This is a genomic window from Denitrificimonas caeni DSM 24390 (genome assembly GCF_000421765.1).
GTDB classification, from domain to species: Bacteria; Pseudomonadota; Gammaproteobacteria; order Pseudomonadales; family Pseudomonadaceae; genus Denitrificimonas; species Denitrificimonas caeni.
In genome coordinates this window covers 53,259-70,040 of sequence record NZ_ATXQ01000009.1, presented here as the reverse complement: position 1 = coordinate 70,040, position 16,782 = coordinate 53,259, and the positions used below count along the sequence as shown (strand labels likewise).

Sequence of the window (16,782 nt, the reverse complement as noted above, 5' to 3'; positions counted from 1 at the left end):
TTAGATTGCCGCTGCACAGGGTTGTTAAGCTTTGGCGAGGTCGGGTAGGTCGATGCCTAAGCCGAGGGCTTGGCGAATAAACAACGCTTTGGCTTCGCTGAGATTATTGACCGCATTGAGACCGCTATTGCGCAGCCAGCGCAGCGGTAAAGCATCGGCTTGGAATAAATGCTGAAAGCCTTCCATTGCCGCCATCATGGCTAAGTTGTGTGGCATGCGGCGACGCTCAAAGCGGCTGAGGACGCGCTCGCTGGCAATGTTCTCACCGCGTTTTAACGCACTGAGCAATACTTCGGCTAGCACAGCAGCATCTAAGAAGCCGAGGTTGACCCCTTGTCCGGCCAGCGGATGAATGGTGTGTGCAGCATCACCAATCAAGGCAAGTCCAGGTTCGACATAACGTTTGGCATGACGCTGGCGCAAAGCAATGCTGTAGCGAGGATCAGCATGTTCGATATTCCCCAGACGTTGTTCGCAGGCTTGCCCTAGCGCGGTGCAAAAGTCGTTATCGTCGAGCGCCATGATCTGTTCTGCCTGCTCTGCAGGAACTGACCAAACAATCGAGCACCAGTTTTTGCCATCGTTATGCTGTAAGGGTAGCAAGGCTAGAGGGCCTTCATCGGTGAAACGTTGCCAAGCAGTGTATTGATGAGGCTTTTCACAGCGTACACTGGTGACAATTGCATGGTGCAGATAATCCCATTCGCGGGTGGCGCAGCCGGCCAGTCGGCGTACTGCAGAGTTGGCACCATCGGCAGCAATCAGAAGAGGACTGCGTAACTCACTGCCGTCTTCCAGTTGTACCAACCAGCCATCACCGGAGCGGCGTAGCTGTTCAACTTTGGAGTGGGCGAGTAAACCGATTTCCGATTCGTGCAGTTGCTCCAGTAACGCATCTTGGACGATACGGTTTTCGACAATATGGCCGAGTGTATCGGCATGCACACTGCTGGCCGAGAAATGTATTTTACCGGTGCCAGAACCATCCCACACATGCATGTCACGGTAAGGGCTGGTGCGGCGCTTAAGAATGCTAGGCCAAGCATTAACGCGTTCTAAAATACGCTGACTGGCAATTGATAAAGCACTGACTCGAGGCTCGAAACCTTGCTCGCGATTAAATGGCGCAACACTGAGCGGGCTGCCATCAATTAAGAGGATATTCAAGCCGCTGTCTTTCAAGGCTAAAGCGAGGGTGCTGCCGACCATACCGGCACCAACGATGATTAAATCTGCGTGCATATTGAGATCCTAGGCTGGGGTTTTGTCAGCAAGCTGGGCTTGAGGTTTGCGGCGGATATACAAGGTTTTGTCCACCAATGCGACTAAGGTGCCGTGATCATCGCGCACTTCCACTTTATATTTTGGTAAGTACTTCTCGCCTGAAGCAGTATGCTCGCGAATTGTATCGAGCATCATTTGGTCTATTTTAAACTCAGCATGCACCGTGCCTTTACCTGGACTGACAAACTCAATGTGCGAAGCTTTATCCCAAACCACATAGTCACGGCCGAGGTTTTCCATCAGCATCAACATATAGAAAGGGTCAGTCATCGAGTACAACGAGCCACCAAACTGGGTGCGAACATAATTGCGGTTGTACCAAGTTAAACCCATGCTGACCTGCACTTCGCGAAAGTCTGGGCTGATATTTCGCACTTTGACCCCAGCGCCTAAATAAGGCGGGTAAAGATTCATCAGCCAGCGTAAAGAGCGAGCTTTGCGTGCCAGTTTTTTATTTTGCATGACTAAACTTTATCCTGTGTGCCGCGTATGCCGAGGCCCATGGCTTGACGAGCAAACCAGCGTTTGGCCGGTGGTAAGAGATCGAGACCGAGTAAGCCCAAGTTACGCCCACTGGCCAGCAAGGGTTGGCCTGTTGAAAATAAGCGGGTGACGCGATCAGAAAAGCCAATGGTCAGCTCTTGATCGAGTTGTTGGTTGCTTTGAAAACGCTGCAAAGTGGCTAAATCGCCGGGCGTTTCAGGGCCGGCTAATAAACATTCAGCCAAGGCCATACTGTCGCGCAGCGAGAGGTTGTAACCTTGTCCAGCAATGGGGTGCAAGCTGTGTGCAGCATTGCCCAGTACCACTAAGTTAGCGCGCACTTGCTCGCTACTTTCTATCAAGCTTAATGGGTACAAATGGCGGCTGCCAACCTGCTCGATTGCACCTAAACGGTAGCCAAAGCAGGTTTGCAGCTCTTCTAAGAATTCCTTGTCTGGTAGCGCATACAAGCGCTGCGCTTCAGCTGGTTCACGTGTCCAAATCAGCACGCAACGGTTATCCGGCAAAGGCAGTAAAGCCAGCGGGCCATCGTCGGTAAAGCGCTCAAAGGCTAAACCTTGGTGCGGCAGTGCAGTGCTGATATTGCTGATTAAGGCGTTTTGTCCGTAAGGTGTGCTTTGCGCGTGAATGCCCAGTTGCTCACGCAGACCTGAGCGTCCACCGTCGGCTAAAATAGCTAAGTCGCAATCAAGACTGCTGCCGTCATCAAGCTGCAGACGGTAGCCGTCGTTGAGGGTTTGCATCTGTTCAACGCTGGCAGGGCAACGCCACTCGACGACATCGCTGTCTAAGGCAGCCCATAAACAATGCCCCAGCCATGCATTTTCTACGACATAACCTAATGCTGGTACGCCTTCATCGGCAGCACTGATGCGTGCTGCGGCAAAGCGTCCACGGTCAGAAATGTGAATGTTTTTAATCGCTTCAGCGCGCGGTGCGATCGACGGCCACAGCCCTAAGCGCTGATAAATTTGTTGACTGCCATAAGACAAAGCCGAAGCGCGTGCATCGTAGCTAGGCTGATAGCTGTCGCCAGGAGCATAGGGTTCGATGAGTACAATCTTCCATTGCCGTTCCCGTGCACCTGCTTGTAACGCTAAAGCGAGGCTGGCGCCAACTAAGCCGCCACCAATGATCGCGATCTGCACTCGGCTCATGGCTTAAGCTCCTGTTTGCTGCGCAGCGGCCATCAGTTGCTCAATGGCTTCGACGGTTTTCGGCACAGCGTTGGTCAGAACCTGGCAGCCATTGTCGGTAACGACCACGTCATCTTCAATGCGCACACCAATGCCGCGCCATTGTGCCGGTACAGTGTGGTTATCGACGGCAATATAGATACCTGGCTCAACGGTCATGGTCATGCCCACTTCGAGCATGCGCCATTCGCCATGCACTTTATAATCGCCAACATCATGTACATCTAAACCGAGCCAGTGTCCAGCACGATGCATGTAAAAAGGTTTGTAGGCTTCGCTGGCAATCAGCTCATCGAGCTCACCTTGCAGCAAACCAAGGGCTAATAAGCCTGCAGTAATCACTCGCACTGTAGCGTCATGGGCATCATTCCAGCGGTGCTGAGGCGAGATATAGTTCATCGCCTCGAGGTTCGCTTGCAGAACGATTTCATAAATAGCTTTTTGCTCAGGGCTGAAACGGCCATTGACCGGGAAGGTGCGGGTGATATCGCTGGCATAGCAGTCGATTTCGCAACCAGCATCAATCAGTACTAAATCACCATCCTGCAGCGGCGCATTGTTTTCTGTGTAATGCAAAATACAGGCGTTGTGACCGCTAGCAACAATCGATGAATAGGCTGGTAGTCGGGCGCCGCCTTTACGAAACTCATAATCCAGTTCGGCTTCCAAGTGGTATTCGTGAAGACCAGGCTTAGACGCTTGCATCGCGCGGATATGGGCGCGGCAAGAAATGTCAGCGGCTTGTTGCATGGTGGCGATTTCAGCAGAGCTTTTGTACAGGCGCGCATCGTGCAGTAGGTGATCCAGCACCACAAACTCTTCCGGTGGCTGTGCGCCCATCCGCGCTTTACTGCGAATGCTATTGAGCCATTCCATCATTTGTTGATCAAATTCTGGATTGTTACCGATTGAGTAATAGACGCGATCACGACCTTCAATCAGACCGGGCAAAATGTCATCAATATCGTTGATCGGGAACGCATCATCGGCTTGATAATCGGCAATCACACCCTCTTGACCCGCGCGCAGACCATCCCATAGCTCACGTTCAGGATTACGCTCCCGGCAAAAGACAATGAACTCACCATGTTCACGCTTGGGAATTAACACCAGTACTGCTTCTGGCTCAGCAAAACCAGATAAGTAGAAAAAGTCACTGTGTTGCCGATACGGGTATTCAACGCTGCTGTTACGGGTACTTATGGCAGCTGCCGGCAAGATCGCAATGCTGTTGGGCGTCATGCGTTGCATCAATTGTTGGCGGCGTTGGGCGTATTCAGACGTGCTGATTGAGCGCATGTACTGTGGCTCCTTAATTAGTGTACGGCAGGTGTTGCGTCGTCAGTGCTGGGTGCAATGTAATTGGCGCACTCGGTGAAAATGAACAGTGGAGCAACGCGCAAGTACTCGTTGATTTCCATATAGGCCACTTCGCCGTCTTCATCTTCTTCGTCGTCGGCTTGAATTTGCGCAATGGAAATCAAGTCTTCAAGAATTTCACGCACATCTTTAGACAGCTCAGTGTTACCGATATTGCCACCAAAGCCGCTTAAAAAACCTTGTGCCCACTGGCCAACGGCAATAGTGCGCTCGGCTAACGGATCATCATCATTAGGTAACAATAAGGTTAAAGAGACGCTGCTCTGTGCGATAAGCTCTGCTTTGACCATTTCTTGTAAGCCCAGTAATGCAGCATGTAGGCTGCTGGGTATTTCGCTGTCGAATAAATCTTGTGCTTCTTCGAGCCAGCCAGGTCCTGCAAAACCTGCGCCAGCGCAGCAGCGGCCGAGCAGTAAACCTTGCAGTTCGGCGGGTGAGACAGGATGGCCGCTGGTGTTGAGTAAAGCAGCAAATGAGGTATAAGCAGATTGAGATTGAGGCATGAAAAATCCGAAGTAATGGAACTGGTAAGTGGCTTTAGTGGTCGGTAGTGCTATGAGTGCAAGTATATCGCGTTGTTCAGTATGCTGCTAAACAGTGATATTTGCAGCCCGTCGATAACTTTTCTTACCCATAAGTGCTCGGTAGCGCAGCGCTTTATGCTAAATGCTACTGTATAAATTTATTTCTTAGATGTGCCTTATAGCACTGTGCGCTACGGCAGGCGAGCGCTAGAATGACAAGTATAGTGGCTGTCTGATATGACTGAAGAGTGCCTGGAGGGCTGGTGAAAAGTACTGATTTGCAAGCCTTAGTGCAGGTCGTTGAGCAACTGATTCAACGTAACGCTGAACTTAAAACGCAAAATAAAGCATTGCGTGTAGAGCGTGGGCAGCTCATAGAAAAAAATGAAATAGCTCGGCAAAAAGTCGAAGCTATGATTTCTCGACTCAAAGCATTGGAGCAGGATTCATGACTCAATCGCAGACGGTAACTGTGCGCATTTTAGATAAGGATTATCATATTGCTTGTCCGGTTGCCGAAAGTACTAACCTCGAGCGGGCAGCCGAGTACTTAGATAAAAAAATGCGTGAAATTCGCCGCGCTGGCAAAGTCATTGGTGCTGAGCGAATTGCGGTGATGGCGGCGTTAAATATCACCCATGAACTGCACAATCAGCAGCGCAATGATCTGTTTTCCACAGATGATACCGCGCAAATTCAGCAGTTGGTCAATCGTGTCCAAGAAACTTTAGATGCCAGCGAATGAAGCGTGCTTGAGCCTCGCAAAGATCCGTGTATACTAAAAGCGTCTCCCTAGAGTGTGCGCCAGTGGACTGCGTCCCTGAGCCGATTCACACCAACCCGGAGATTACATTTTTAGATTGGTGAGCATGTCCGCTTGCGGAAAGCCTAAAGATCTGACGTAATCTCCACCTTGAACTTTCGGGTTCAAGGGCTATGTCGACAGCGACACATCCGGGGAGTCTTTTTTTGATGGATGGCAACACTTCTTTGAATCGAGTCCAGCTACGCAAATTATTACGTAGCAAGCGACGCAGTTTATCTTCCTCTGAGCAAACTCAAGCGGCGCAGCAGTTGTATCAACAATTGGCTCAGCATCCGCTCTTTCGTCGTGCGCAACATATTGCTTTCTATATTGCCAGTGATGGTGAGATTGATCCGCTTTTGCTAATGCGCGAGGCTTGGCGGCGCGGTAAGCATGTGTATTTGCCCGTTTTAGCGCGTTGGCCAAAAACCGCAATGGTATTTCAGCGCGTGCGTGCGCGTGATCAGCAATGGCAGAAGAATCGTTTTGGTATTTTGCAGCCGCGTTGGTGTGCAGCAGATCAGCGCTCGGTATGGGCTTTGGATGCGGTTTTCTTGCCGCTGGTGGGCTTTGATCAGCATGGCGGACGGCTAGGTATGGGTGGTGGCTTTTATGATCGCTGTTTTGCTGAGTTGCATCAGCGTAATCACTTAACTACGCCGCAGCGCATTGGTTTAGCGCATGCGTGTCAGCAGGTTGAGCAATTGCCAGTAGCGTCTTGGGATGTGCCGTTGAATGCAGTGGTTACTGATCAGCGTTGGTCTGTGGTAGCAAACTAATATGCATTTGATAAGAGGCGGGAGTTGTATAGCTGGCTGAACGCTCCCATAGGCTTTGTGTGTATCCGGTGGTAATCACACCAAGGCCAAATATAATCGCTAAAATCCACAGTAAATCAGGTTTTCTCTTCATCGCTGCCGTCCTTTCGGCAAACTGTTTGGCAAGACTCGCTGTGTTGCGAGTGTTTTGGCACAGTTTTATTGATGTGAATTAGTTAAGTATAGCTCCAGCTCAACAAGCACAGATTATTACTTTTAACTAAAGTTCAATTTTATTTTATATTTTCTCTAAAACTGTATTAAGACTGTCTAGATCAATATTTCTACAGCTGATTAAGACGGTAGTGTCTGGACGCCTGCAGTGCAGAGGGTACAATAGTCTTATGCTTAATGGGTATTGCAGAAACTGGGATAGTGGTTGGGTAACCAACTGCAGATTGCAGTTTTGATTCATTTTATAAGTAATGCAGCGCAGATACCGCGAGTTGTATTATTTCCACTTGCTAGGAGCAAGCATGTCTACGCATAAAAGTCCTTCTCGTTTATTTATTGCACCCTTGTTGCTGGCTTTAGTGGCGGCGGGTGGTTTTGGCTATTGGAAGTCGTTACAAGATCGTCTGCCTGAGGGGATTTACGAAGCGAACGGTCGTTTAGAAGCAACAGAAGTGCAGGTAGCGACTAAGCATCCGGGTCGTTTAGCGGAAGTGCTGGTGGCCGAAGGCGACCGTGTGAGTGCAGGACAGTTACTCGCACGTGTGGATACACGTACGTTAGAAGCGCAGCGTAATCAAGCGCAGTCAGAAGTGTTGCGTGCCCGTGAAAATGTCGCTGCAGCTCAGGCAACAGTGCATTTGCGCGAGAGTGAGCGCCGTTTAGCTCAGCAAGATCTCAAACGTTTTCGTGAGTTATTTGAACGTGGCCATGCCAGCGGCCAGCAAATTGATCAGCAGCAAGCGCGTTTTGATACCTCTTCGGCAGCCTTAGAGGCATCGAAAGCACAGGTGCAGGCGGCGCAAGCGTCGATTACTGCAGCTGAAGCGATGGTCGCGCAACTGACCAGTGAGATTGATGACAGCAGTTTGCGTGCGCCAATGGACGGTATTGTGCAATTGCGTTTGGCTGAGCCGGGTGAAGTACTCGGTGCCGGTGGTCGGGTGTTTTTATTGATCGATCCGTCTGACCAATACATGAATGTCTATTTACCGTCTGCTTTAGCCGGGCGTTTAGCTGCTGGTGATGAAGCGCGGATTGTTTTAGACGCATTACGTGAGCAGCCATTGCCTGCCCAAGTGGCTTTTGTTGCCGCCAAAGCACAGTTCACACCCAAAGAAGTAGAAACCCGCGATGAGCGCCAGAAATTAGTGTTTCGGGTGAAGCTGCGCCTCACCGATCCTGCTGCTGTGCCGCAGGCTAAGCCAGGCATGCCGGGCTCTGCCTACGTGCGCCATGCTGCTGATGTCAGTTGGCCTGAGTCGATACAGTAAGTCTGCTTCGCTGTGCTGAGCGTGTTGGCCGGCGAGTCATGCATTTAAGCGACAGTGCCCAGCGTTAATAGAGCACTGTCGTCGACGAAAACGGATTGGGGCGTTAGGTAAAAGATGAGCACAGAAGCAATCAATGCGGTCAATATTTCGCACCGCTATGGCAAGCAGCAGGCGCTGGAAGATGTCAGCTTTAGTTTGCCAGTGGGCAGTCGCTGCGGCTTGATTGGACCTGATGGTGCCGGCAAATCGAGCTTACTTGGCTTGATATCTGGAGTGAAAATCCTCCAGCAAGGTGAGTTGCAGGTCTTAGATGGCCCGATTGATCAGCGTCGTCATCGCTCAACCTTGTACCAGCGGATTGCTTTTATGCCGCAAGGTTTAGGGCATAACCTTTATCCTGATTTGTCGATCAAAGAAAATATCCGTTTTTTTGCCACCTTGTTTGGCTTGCGTCGAGCTGAGCATGAAGTGCGCATGGCCAGTCTTTTAGCGGCAACCGATTTGGCTGATTTTGCCGATCGCCCCGCCGGTAAGCTGTCGGGCGGCATGAAGCAAAAACTGGGTTTGTGTTGCGCGCTGATTCATGACCCCGATTTATTGATTCTTGATGAGCCAACCACTGGTGTTGACCCCTTAGCGCGTCGACACTTTTGGGACTTGATTGAGACGGTGCGCGCTGATCGCCCACATTTAACCTTGTTGGTTGCTACTGCTTATATGGAAGAAGCTGAGCAGTTTGAACAATGCTTGATGATGGATCGCGGTCGCTTGATTGCCTCAGGTTTAACTCAAGAGTTAGCAGCCGTAACCCCTAGCGGTAAGCTTGATAATGCTTTTACCCACTACCAAGGGGCTGGTGCAGTTAAGGTTGAGCCGCTACAGATCACCCCGTTTGCCCCAGATAAGCATGAGATCGTGATTAAAGCCACTGATCTAACCTTACGTTTTGGCGATTTTACTGCGGTCAATAACGTTAGCTTTGAGATTAAGCGTGGCGAGATTTTTGGTTTTTTAGGCTCCAATGGTTGTGGCAAAACCACCACTATGAAGGTGTTGACCGGATTGCTGCCAGCCACAGAAGGTGAGGCTTGGCTGCTCGGTAAACCTGTGGATGCCAATGATTTAGCCACGCGCAAACGTGTTGGCTTTATGTCGCAAAGTTTCTCCCTGTATGGCGAGCTGACAGTACTGCAAAACCTTGAACTGCATGCACACTTATTTGATATCCCTAAAGCAGTGGGTGCTGAGCGCGCGCAAGCCTTGATTAAACGCTTTGAATTAGGCAGCTACACCAACGAGCAAGCGGGTGCCTTGCCATTAGGTTTGCGCCAGCGTCTATCTTTAGCCGTGGCAGTGATTCATGAGCCGGAAGTGTTAATCCTTGATGAGCCCACTTCAGGCGTTGACCCGGCTGCGCGTGATGATTTTTGGCGACTGTTATTTGAGTTATCGCGCGAACAAGGGGTGACGATTTTCTTATCCACCCACTTTATGAATGAAGCCGAACGTTGTGACCGTATTTCTTTGATGCATGCGGCCAAAGTATTGGCGGTGGGCACGCCTGCCGAGTTACAACAGCAGTATGCTGGCGAGACCCTTGAAGATGCCTTTGTGGCCTGTTTGCAAGAGGCGCAAGGATTCAGCGCTGAGCAGCATGAGCCACAAAGCACTGCCACCGAAGCGCTAACCAGTATTCCGCGACGAGGCTTTAGTTTGAAGCGCACTCAAGCTTTGGCTGTGCGCGAAAGTAAAGAGTTGCTGCGTGACCGTGTGCGTCTAGCCTTTGCCTTGCTTGGCGCAGTCTTCATGATGATTATTTTTGGCTTTGGTATTTCTTTAGATGTTGAAGACTTAGCCTTTGCCACCCTTGATCAGGACCAAAGTCCGCAGAGTCGAGCTTATTTAGAGGCGTTTCGTGGATCACGCTATTTTGCCGAACGTGAACCTTTAGAGAATATGCAGGACTTACATGCGCGCTTACAGCGTGCTGACATTAAATTGGCGATTGAAATCCCCGCAGGATTTGGCCGCGACTTGTATGCGGGACGACAACCTGAAGTGGGTATTTGGCTGGACGGTGGCATGCCGTTTCGCGCGGAAACTAGCCGTGGCTATGTCGAAGCTGTGCACCAAGAAAGCTTGCAGCGATTGCGTGATGAAGGCAGTGCTGCAGTTTCGTCTTTAGCGCAGCCCGCGCGTTTAGAAACACGTTTTCGCTACAACCAAGATGTGATCAGTGTGAATGCCATTGGCCCTGGTGTGATGGCGCTGATTTTAGTGTTTATTCCATCGATGTTGACCGCTTTGGGCGTGGTGCGTGAAAAAGAGCTTGGCTCTATCACCAACTTTTATGCCACGCCTTTGACCCGCTTAGAGTTTTTATTGGGTAAACAAATACCTTACTTGTTGGTTAGCCTGCTTAATCTTACCTTGCTGGTGGCAATTAACCGTTGGCTGTTTGATGTGCCACTGAAAGGCAGTGGTTTTGCTTTAGCTGTGGGTGGCGTGCTCTATGTGTTAGCGACGACCAGCTTTGGTTTATTGGTATCCACTGTGACTAAAACTCAAATTGCAGCGATTTTAGGCACGATGATTTTGACCACTTTACCGACCATTCAGTTTTCTGGGCTGATCACGCCACGCTCTTCGCTGGATGGTGGTGCGGCGCTGATGGGGGTGTTATTCCCTGCGGGCTATTTCTTGGATATTGCAGTGGGTACCTTCACTAAGGCTTTGAATTTACGCGATCTGTGGCCACAGTGTTTAGCCTTGTTCGGGTTTTTCTTAGGCTTTACCGGCTTGAGTCTGGTTCTTTTGAAAAAGCAGGAGGCCTAAGTCGTGCATAAGTTATCTCACATCTTCCGCTTAGGCATCAAAGAGCTGATCAGTCTGCGTTATGACTCAGTGTTGCTGCTATTTATGCTGTATGCCTTTAGTGCGGCGATTTATATGCCGGCTTCTGGCTCCTCGATTGGCGTACACAATGCCAGCGTGGCGATTGTCGACGAAGATAACAGTCGTCTGTCACGCCAGCTCGCTGAAGTATTACGGCCGCCACAGTTTCAAACGCCAGTGCTTATACCTTATGCGCAAATTGATGAAGTGCTCGACAGTGGGCGCTACACCTTCGTAATTAATGTGCCGGTGGATTTTCAAGCAGACCTAATGGCTGGTAAGCAGCCTGAACTGCAAGTCAATGTGGATGCCACGGCGATGAGCCAAGCCTTTATGGGTGCTGGCTATATGGGGCGTATTTTTCAGCGCGAGCTGCAGCAATTAAGTGGCGCAGCCAGCGAGCCGCCGATTAAGCTGACAACCCGAGCCTTGTTCAATAGCAATATGCAAAGCGGCTGGTTTTTAGCAATTATTCAGATCATCAATAACGTCACTATTCTCGCTATTTTATTGACTGGTACGGCGCTGTTACGTGAGCGTGAGCACGGTACCTTGGAGCACTTGCTAGTGCTGCCGTTAACGGCTTTTGAAATCATGCTGGCGAAAGTCTGGACTAGCGTTTTGGTGGTGGTGTTTTGTACCTGGCTGTCGCTTGAGTTGATTGTCAAAAAAGCTCTAGGTGTGCCGTTGGCTGGCTCAATGCTGTTGTATCTGTTTGTTACTGGACTGTATTTATTTGCCAGTACTGCACTGGCGGTGTTCTTAACCACGATGGCGCGCTCGATTCCACAGTTTGGTCTGTTAGCGATTCCGGTAGTGATGCCAATGCTGCTGCTATCTGGCGGTAGTACACCACTCGATAGCATGCCAGAGTGGTTACAGATGGTGATGCAGTTTTCTCCGACCACGCACTTTGTCAGCTTGTCGACGGCGATTTTGTTTAGAGGAGCAGGGGTTGGCTTGGTTTGGCCGGAAATGCTGGCGTTGGCAGCGATAGGTACAGTGTTCTTCTTAGTGGCCTTGGCGCGTTTCCGTCGCAGCTTAACGGCATAGATAGCGTTAAGCCTATTCAGCTCAGGTTGACGTGAATATGGCTTAATGTCTGAGCGTTAGTCTTAATCTCGGCAAAACTTCAGCCCTGCACCTGAACTGGTGATGCGCATAATTTCCATTTTTAAGATGGGGGCTTCAATCGGCAAGCCTTGCACCTGTCCAGTAACAATGTCACCTTTTTTAAGCTTGATCATATCAGCGTGTTTAATAAATACCCCTTCATCGGATAAGTCTTCGGTGGTTGCGAAAATTTCTCCAAATGATGGGTGGCAGATCTTGATCTGGCAATTCATGCTGGTGCGAATGCTTTGGCGCAAATGTGATGACATAGACAGATACTCATTTAAAAATACTGTAGGGCTCAACTGTAAGCTGCTTTGCCTCGCAAGATCAATACTGTTATTGATAGTAAAGTTAGTACCAGCGTTTCTCGCCTTCAGGGCGCTTTTTAAAGCGCTTCATGGTCCACATGTACTGATCAGGCCAGCGCTGCACATAACTGGCCAGTACGCGACTCATGGCGCTGACTGCTGTGTAAGTATCAGTGCTGTACATATCATCGGGCGCCGCTTCCAGAACGACTTTAAAACCGCTGCCGTCTTCTAGGCGAATGGCATGTAAAAAGACTGCGCTGACTTTATCTTGTTTGCCGCCGAGCATGCCAGCGACAAACTTGCTGGTTAATGCTGTAGTACCAAGAAAAGGGACGAACTCGCCAGAGCTAAGGCTCGGTTCTGGATCTGCAGGAATACCCACCGAGCCACCATTGCGCACTTCTTTAATCACGCTAATGATGCCTTCACGGGTTGAGGGTGCGACGCGGTTACCTTGTTGCACACGCTGAGTTTTCAGCAGTTCATCGAGTGCTTTTAATTTCGGCGGACGGTAAAAAATAATTGGCTTACATTGCGCGCAATAAAAGTGGTTGAGTACTTCCCAATTGCCAAGGTGGCTGGTGATGCCCACGACACCTTTGCCGCTGGCCAATGCTTCTTGCAGCACTTCTAAGCCTTCGACTTCGCGGACATATTCTAGGGTTTTAGCCGGTGGCCAGATCCATGCACAGGCGCTCTCAGTGAAGGATTTGCCGATGCCTTTAAGACTGCGTCCGGTCAACTGGTCAATCTCTTCAGCGTTTAACTCTGGAAAACAGTGGCTAAGGTTAATCCGTGCGACCTCGCGTGAGCGGTTAGGAATTTTCCACATCAGCCAGCCGAATACACGGCCAAAATTTTGCACACCACGCCACGGTAATGCCGCAATTAGTTTTAAGGCACCCACTGCCAGCTTGCCTTTCAAAGCTTCCACGCATCACCCCGATGGCACTATTAAAAAAGACTAAGTTACTGGATTTGCTTGATTAAGTCAGCAAGCAAGGTTCAAGAGACTTTTTGCCAGAGCGCGTAATGCACTTGTCCTGTGTGCTTTTCACGGTGCAAACGCCAGCTGCTAGGCACACCTAGACTGGACGGTGCTTGCTCGCTTTCGGTGTAAATCCAAGCATCTTTATTGAGCCAGTTGTTGTCTTCTAACAGCTGGCAGGCGCTTAACAGTAAGTCTTGGTGAAACGGCGGATCAAGTAAAACAATATCAAAGCCTTGCTCGGTCTTGTTGCTCAAATATTGCAAGCTATCCACGCGTAACACTTCAGCATCATCGCATTGCAATACCGCTAGATTACGGCGCAGATTGTTGACGGCGTTAGTGCTTGCATCGATTGCCACGCCAGTGCTGGCACCGCGCGACAATGCCTCAAGAAACAGCGCGCCACTGCCGGTAAAAGCATCGAGTACGCGCGCCCCTTGGATTGTCGGTGCGAGCCAGTTAAATAGCGTTTCACGCACGCGATCAGGTGTTGGTCGTAAACCTGGTGCATCAGGTACTGTCAGTTTGCGTGAGCGCCATTCTCCACCAATGATCCGTATGGAGCTGGCGCGTGCGCTTTGTGTAGGTTTCTTAGCCATTAGTGTTGGCGTCCTGCAGGTGCGCTGGCTGCTGAGCGATCAACCGGCTCAGGCAAAGGTAATTGCTCAACCGTAGGGCCAGCCGTCACAATTACTAACTGCTCAGGATTCAAATGACGCTGAAAGGCTGCATGCACCTGCTCAACAGTCAGCGCTTGCACATCTTGCATAAAATCACTCATCCAGCTCAGTGGCATATCGTAGAAGCCGATGGCCGCCAATTGCCCAACAATCGCCGAGTTACTGGCGGCACTGAGCGGAAAGCTACCGAGGCTTTCGCGTTTAGCATCGGCGAGTTCGGCGGCAGTAGGGCCGTTTTCAAGGTAATCGCGCAGTAAATCTTGCACCAATTGCAGTGTTGCCTCGCTGAGCTGGGCACGGGTTTGTACGTTAATCATAAAAGGACCGGTGGCCTGCATTGGGCTTAAGCTGGAATAAATGCCATAGGTCAGGCCGCGTTTTTCTCGCACTTCCTCCATCAGGCGCGTGCCAAAACCACCGCCGCCAAGAATTTGGTTACCTAAAAACAATGCTGGATAATCAGGGTCGCCACGTTTGACGCTGAGTTGTGCCAGCAAAATATGGGTTTGGGTTGAAGGAAACTCAATGTGGGTGTTGGATGTCGGTGTTTTAACCGGTTCTGGAGTCACCGCCGCCGCGGTTCCTTGCGGTAAGCGTGCGGAGACTTTTTCACTGATGGCTTTCGCTTGAGCAATGCTTAAATCACCGACCAAAGCAATTTGTGCATTGCCTGCCGTGTAATAGTTACGATGAAATTCCTGCAGTTGCTGACGGCTAATGCCCGGTACAGATTCAGCGTTACCTGAGCTTGAATGTGCGTAAGGATGCTCACCGTACAGCTGCTCAAACAGAGCTAAAGAAGCGAGCTTGCCGGGGTTTTGTTTGTCGTATTCAAAACCTGCTAATAATTGGTTTTTAATTCGCGCCAATGAAGCCGCCGGGAAACTTGGTTGGGCGGCGACCTGACTAAATAACTCTAGAGCAGGGCTGCTAAGTTTAGCGTCACTGAGACTGCGCAAACTCACCACTGCCATGTCGCGGTAGGAGCCAGCAGAAAACTCGGCGCCAAGGTCTTCAAAGCGCGCGGCGATTTGTCCCGCATCTAAGGTGCCGGTGCCTTCATTGAGCATGGCGCTGGTGAGGTTGGCTAAGCCGTAGGTCTGCTGGTCTTTACTGCTACCGGCAGCAAAAGTTAAACGCAAATCAAACATGGGCAATTCAGGTGCGGCCATAAATAGCACTTTAGTGCCAGCTGAGGTGCGCCATTCCTGAATGTCGAGGGTGCGGGTGATTGGGCTTTGCTTGGACAGCGCGGCTAAGCTGCTGATGCGTTGCTCGACTGAGTTGCTTTGCAGTGCTTGCTGCTGACTAAAAGTGCTGCAGCCTGCATTAAACAGTAATGCTGCACTGATCAGGCTGGCGCTAAAAATACGTAAAGACATCATGGGCGCGCCTCCTCAGGGTGGACATACAGGGTTGTTGCTCGGCTCTGGGTGAAGAACTGTTTGGCTGCTGCTTGAATGTCAGCAGGCGTTACCGCTTCGAGCGCGGCTAAGTCAGTGTCTTGTAAGCGCCAAGACAGACCAACAGTTTCTAACGTGCCAATCTGCGTGGCTTGGCTGGTGATTGAGTCTTGTTGATAAACTTCAGCGGCGACTACTTGCGCACGTACGCGAGCCAGTTCGGCGGTGCTAGGCGGAGTGTCTTGTAGCTGCTTAAGTTGCTGCCAGAGACCGGCCTCAACATCCGCGAGAGTTTTACCTTTTTGCACATTGGGTGTGGCAGATAAAACAAATAAACTGTCGCCACGGGCAAAGGCGTTGTACCAAGCGGAAGCGCCGGCAACCAACTCTTGTTTGCGTACCAGCTGTGCAGGTAAGCGAGAACTGCTGCCGCCATCTAAAAGTGCGCCGATTAAGCGTAAGGCATGCACGTCAGTGGGCTTGTCAGTGCTAGAAAGGCTGGGCACGTTAAAGCCCATCATTAAGCTGGGTAATTGAGTTTTTAAATATAAGGTTAAGCTGCGTTGGCCAGGTTCAGCCAGTTCCAGTGGCTGTTTGACCGCAGGAATAGGGCGCGCCGGGATTTTCGCGAAGTAACGGGTGACCAGTGTTTTAACTTCGTCAGGCTGCACATCGCCGACAATCACTAACGTTGCGTTATTGGGTGCATACCAGCGTTCATGCCAGTCGCGTAAATCAGCGATGGTCATGCGCTCAAGGTCATGCATCCAGCCAATGGTCGGAATGTGATAACCGCTAGCAGGGTAAGCCAGTGCTTTGAAACGCTCATAGGCCAAACCACTCGGGCGATCGTCAGTGCGCATGCGTCGCTCTTCTTTGATCACCTCAATTTCTCGCAAGAACTCATCTTCTGGCAAGGTCAGGCTGGCCAAACGGTCGGCTTCCATTTCTAAGGCAACGGCTAAACGATCACGCGCGAGCACTTGATAATACGCGGTGTAATCATCGCTGGTGAACGCATTCTCTTCAGCACCCAACTCACGTAGAATTCGTGAAGATTCGCCAGGGCCGAGCTTGCTGCTGCCCTTAAACATCATGTGTTCGAGGGCGTGGGCTAAACCTGTGCTGCCAGGCTTTTCGTAGCTGGAGCCGACTTTGTACCAAAGCTGACTGACCACCACTGGCGCACGGTGATCTTCGCGAACGATCACCTTAAGTCCGTTGTCCAAGCTGAACTCGGTTGTAGTGGTTTGCGCCATAAGTGGCGCTATAAAAGTACTGGAGAAAAAGAGTACGATGTAACTTAAGTATTTTTTCATGCTTTGGACCTTTCAAACTGCGCTCTGAGTTTAGCTACAGAGGCTTAGAGGTGCTAGGATACGCAACCATTTTATTAACAACCACAACTGCGTGTACTTATTGATATAACA

General features: G+C 50.5%; 17 protein-coding genes and 1 other RNA gene. 7 read left to right on the top strand and 11 right to left on the bottom strand.

Features of this window, described 5'->3' with window-relative positions:
* Nucleotides 1-24: 24 nt before the first annotated feature.
* The 5 genes from H591_RS0112400 to H591_RS0112380 are packed head-to-tail and all read right to left on the bottom strand — an operon-like array spanning nucleotide 25 to nucleotide 4,867.
* The gene (locus H591_RS0112400) at nucleotides 25-1,242 is read right to left on the bottom strand and encodes a 2-octaprenyl-3-methyl-6-methoxy-1,4-benzoquinol hydroxylase (protein ID WP_022967285.1); all 1,218 of its coding nucleotides are present in this window, start codon (nucleotides 1,240-1,242) and stop codon (nucleotides 25-27) included.
* Nucleotides 1,243-1,251: 9 nt separating this feature from the next.
* Nucleotides 1,252-1,746: a DUF4442 domain-containing protein gene (locus H591_RS0112395; protein WP_022967284.1), complete on the bottom strand. Its 495-nt coding sequence runs from the start codon at nucleotides 1,744-1,746 to the stop codon at nucleotides 1,252-1,254.
* Between the two features lie 2 nt (nucleotides 1,747-1,748).
* Nucleotides 1,749-2,945 carry a 2-octaprenyl-6-methoxyphenyl hydroxylase gene (ubiH, locus tag H591_RS0112390; protein WP_022967283.1) on the bottom strand — a complete coding sequence of 399 codons (1,197 nt, stop codon included), beginning with the start codon at nucleotides 2,943-2,945 and terminating at the stop codon, nucleotides 1,749-1,751.
* A 3-nt stretch (nucleotides 2,946-2,948) separates the two neighbouring features.
* A complete protein-coding gene (pepP, locus tag H591_RS0112385; protein WP_022967282.1) occupies nucleotides 2,949-4,283 on the bottom strand; it encodes a Xaa-Pro aminopeptidase in 1,335 nt (444 codons plus the stop codon).
* 17 nt (nucleotides 4,284-4,300) lie between these two features.
* Entirely contained in the window at nucleotides 4,301-4,867 is a 567-nt protein-coding gene (locus tag H591_RS0112380) for a UPF0149 family protein (protein ID WP_022967281.1), read from the bottom strand.
* 284 nt (nucleotides 4,868-5,151) lie between these two features.
* Between H591_RS0112380 and H591_RS0112375 the strand changes: the two genes are divergently transcribed.
* The 4 genes from H591_RS0112375 (at nucleotide 5,152) to H591_RS0112365 (ending at nucleotide 6,472) form a co-directional block, all read left to right on the top strand.
* A complete protein-coding gene (locus H591_RS0112375) occupies nucleotides 5,152-5,340 on the top strand; it encodes a TIGR02449 family protein (RefSeq protein ID WP_022967280.1) in 189 nt (62 codons plus the stop codon).
* Entirely contained in the window at nucleotides 5,337-5,633 is a 297-nt protein-coding gene (locus tag H591_RS0112370) for a cell division protein ZapA (RefSeq protein ID WP_022967279.1), read from the top strand. Before H591_RS0112375 ends, H591_RS0112370 begins: the two co-directional genes overlap by 4 nt.
* A 41-nt stretch (nucleotides 5,634-5,674) precedes the next feature.
* Nucleotides 5,675-5,853: non-coding RNA, 6S RNA (gene ssrS, locus H591_RS15905), on the top strand.
* A gap of 7 nt (nucleotides 5,854-5,860) precedes the next feature.
* Nucleotides 5,861-6,472, top strand: a complete 612-nt coding sequence (locus H591_RS0112365) for a 5-formyltetrahydrofolate cyclo-ligase (protein ID WP_022967278.1) — start codon at nucleotides 5,861-5,863, stop codon at nucleotides 6,470-6,472.
* Here the strand turns inward: H591_RS0112365 and H591_RS16020 are convergent.
* Nucleotides 6,438-6,605: a hypothetical protein gene (locus H591_RS16020; RefSeq protein ID WP_156853219.1), complete on the bottom strand. Its 168-nt coding sequence runs from the start codon at nucleotides 6,603-6,605 to the stop codon at nucleotides 6,438-6,440. The genes H591_RS0112365 and H591_RS16020 overlap by 35 nt on opposite strands.
* 382 nt (nucleotides 6,606-6,987) lie before the next feature.
* Here H591_RS16020 and H591_RS0112360 point away from each other — a divergent pair, with 382 nt between their 5' ends.
* The 3 genes from H591_RS0112360 (at nucleotide 6,988) to H591_RS0112350 (ending at nucleotide 11,904) form a co-directional block, all read left to right on the top strand.
* Complete coding sequence (locus tag H591_RS0112360; protein WP_022967277.1) at nucleotides 6,988-7,956, top strand: HlyD family secretion protein; 969 nt, start codon at nucleotides 6,988-6,990, stop codon at nucleotides 7,954-7,956.
* Between the two features lie 114 nt (nucleotides 7,957-8,070).
* Entirely contained in the window at nucleotides 8,071-10,791 is a 2,721-nt protein-coding gene (gene rbbA, locus H591_RS0112355; protein ID WP_022967276.1) for a ribosome-associated ATPase/putative transporter RbbA, read from the top strand.
* Nucleotides 10,792-10,794: 3 nt separating this feature from the next.
* Complete coding sequence (locus H591_RS0112350) at nucleotides 10,795-11,904, top strand: ABC transporter permease (protein WP_022967275.1); 1,110 nt, start codon at nucleotides 10,795-10,797, stop codon at nucleotides 11,902-11,904.
* A 62-nt stretch (nucleotides 11,905-11,966) separates the two neighbouring features.
* Here H591_RS0112350 and H591_RS0112345 read toward each other — a convergent pair whose 3' ends face one another.
* The 5 genes from H591_RS0112345 to H591_RS0112325 form a co-directional block, all read right to left on the bottom strand.
* A complete protein-coding gene (locus H591_RS0112345) occupies nucleotides 11,967-12,233 on the bottom strand; it encodes a PilZ domain-containing protein (protein WP_022967274.1) in 267 nt (88 codons plus the stop codon).
* 85 nt (nucleotides 12,234-12,318) lie between these two features.
* Nucleotides 12,319-13,212, bottom strand: a complete 894-nt coding sequence (locus tag H591_RS0112340) for a lysophospholipid acyltransferase (protein WP_022967273.1) — start codon at nucleotides 13,210-13,212, stop codon at nucleotides 12,319-12,321.
* A 71-nt stretch (nucleotides 13,213-13,283) separates the two neighbouring features.
* On the bottom strand, nucleotides 13,284-13,868 hold the full coding sequence (gene rsmD, locus H591_RS0112335) for a 16S rRNA (guanine(966)-N(2))-methyltransferase RsmD (RefSeq protein WP_022967272.1): 585 nt from the start codon (nucleotides 13,866-13,868) through the stop codon (nucleotides 13,284-13,286).
* The gene (locus H591_RS0112330; RefSeq protein ID WP_022967271.1) at nucleotides 13,868-15,334 is read right to left on the bottom strand and encodes a M16 family metallopeptidase; all 1,467 of its coding nucleotides are present in this window, start codon (nucleotides 15,332-15,334) and stop codon (nucleotides 13,868-13,870) included. Before H591_RS0112330 ends, rsmD begins: the two co-directional genes overlap by 1 nt.
* Complete coding sequence (locus H591_RS0112325; RefSeq protein WP_022967270.1) at nucleotides 15,331-16,611, bottom strand: M16 family metallopeptidase; 1,281 nt, start codon at nucleotides 16,609-16,611, stop codon at nucleotides 15,331-15,333. Before H591_RS0112325 ends, H591_RS0112330 begins: the two co-directional genes overlap by 4 nt.
* Nucleotides 16,612-16,782: the final 171 nt, after the last annotated feature.

Coding starts and splice junctions, on each gene's coding strand:
- H591_RS0112400 (WP_022967285.1), bottom strand. CDS start 1,242: ATGCACGCAGATTTAATCATCGTTGGTGCCGGTATGGTCGGCAGCACC.
- H591_RS0112395 (WP_022967284.1), bottom strand. CDS start 1,746: ATGCAAAATAAAAAACTGGCACGCAAAGCTCGCTCTTTACGCTGGCTG.
- ubiH (WP_022967283.1), bottom strand. CDS start 2,945: ATGAGCCGAGTGCAGATCGCGATCATTGGTGGCGGCTTAGTTGGCGCC.
- pepP (WP_022967282.1), bottom strand. CDS start 4,283: ATGCGCTCAATCAGCACGTCTGAATACGCCCAACGCCGCCAACAATTG.
- H591_RS0112380 (WP_022967281.1), bottom strand. CDS start 4,867: ATGCCTCAATCTCAATCTGCTTATACCTCATTTGCTGCTTTACTCAAC.
- H591_RS0112370 (WP_022967279.1), top strand. CDS start 5,337: ATGACTCAATCGCAGACGGTAACTGTGCGCATTTTAGATAAGGATTAT.
- H591_RS0112365 (WP_022967278.1), top strand. CDS start 5,861: ATGGATGGCAACACTTCTTTGAATCGAGTCCAGCTACGCAAATTATTA.
- H591_RS16020 (WP_156853219.1), bottom strand. CDS start 6,605: ATGAAGAGAAAACCTGATTTACTGTGGATTTTAGCGATTATATTTGGC.
- H591_RS0112360 (WP_022967277.1), top strand. CDS start 6,988: ATGTCTACGCATAAAAGTCCTTCTCGTTTATTTATTGCACCCTTGTTG.
- rbbA (WP_022967276.1), top strand. CDS start 8,071: ATGAGCACAGAAGCAATCAATGCGGTCAATATTTCGCACCGCTATGGC.
- H591_RS0112345 (WP_022967274.1), bottom strand. CDS start 12,233: ATGTCATCACATTTGCGCCAAAGCATTCGCACCAGCATGAATTGCCAG.
- rsmD (WP_022967272.1), bottom strand. CDS start 13,868: ATGGCTAAGAAACCTACACAAAGCGCACGCGCCAGCTCCATACGGATC.
- H591_RS0112330 (WP_022967271.1), bottom strand. CDS start 15,334: ATGATGTCTTTACGTATTTTTAGCGCCAGCCTGATCAGTGCAGCATTA.
- H591_RS0112325 (WP_022967270.1), bottom strand. CDS start 16,611: ATGGCGCAAACCACTACAACCGAGTTCAGCTTGGACAACGGACTTAAG.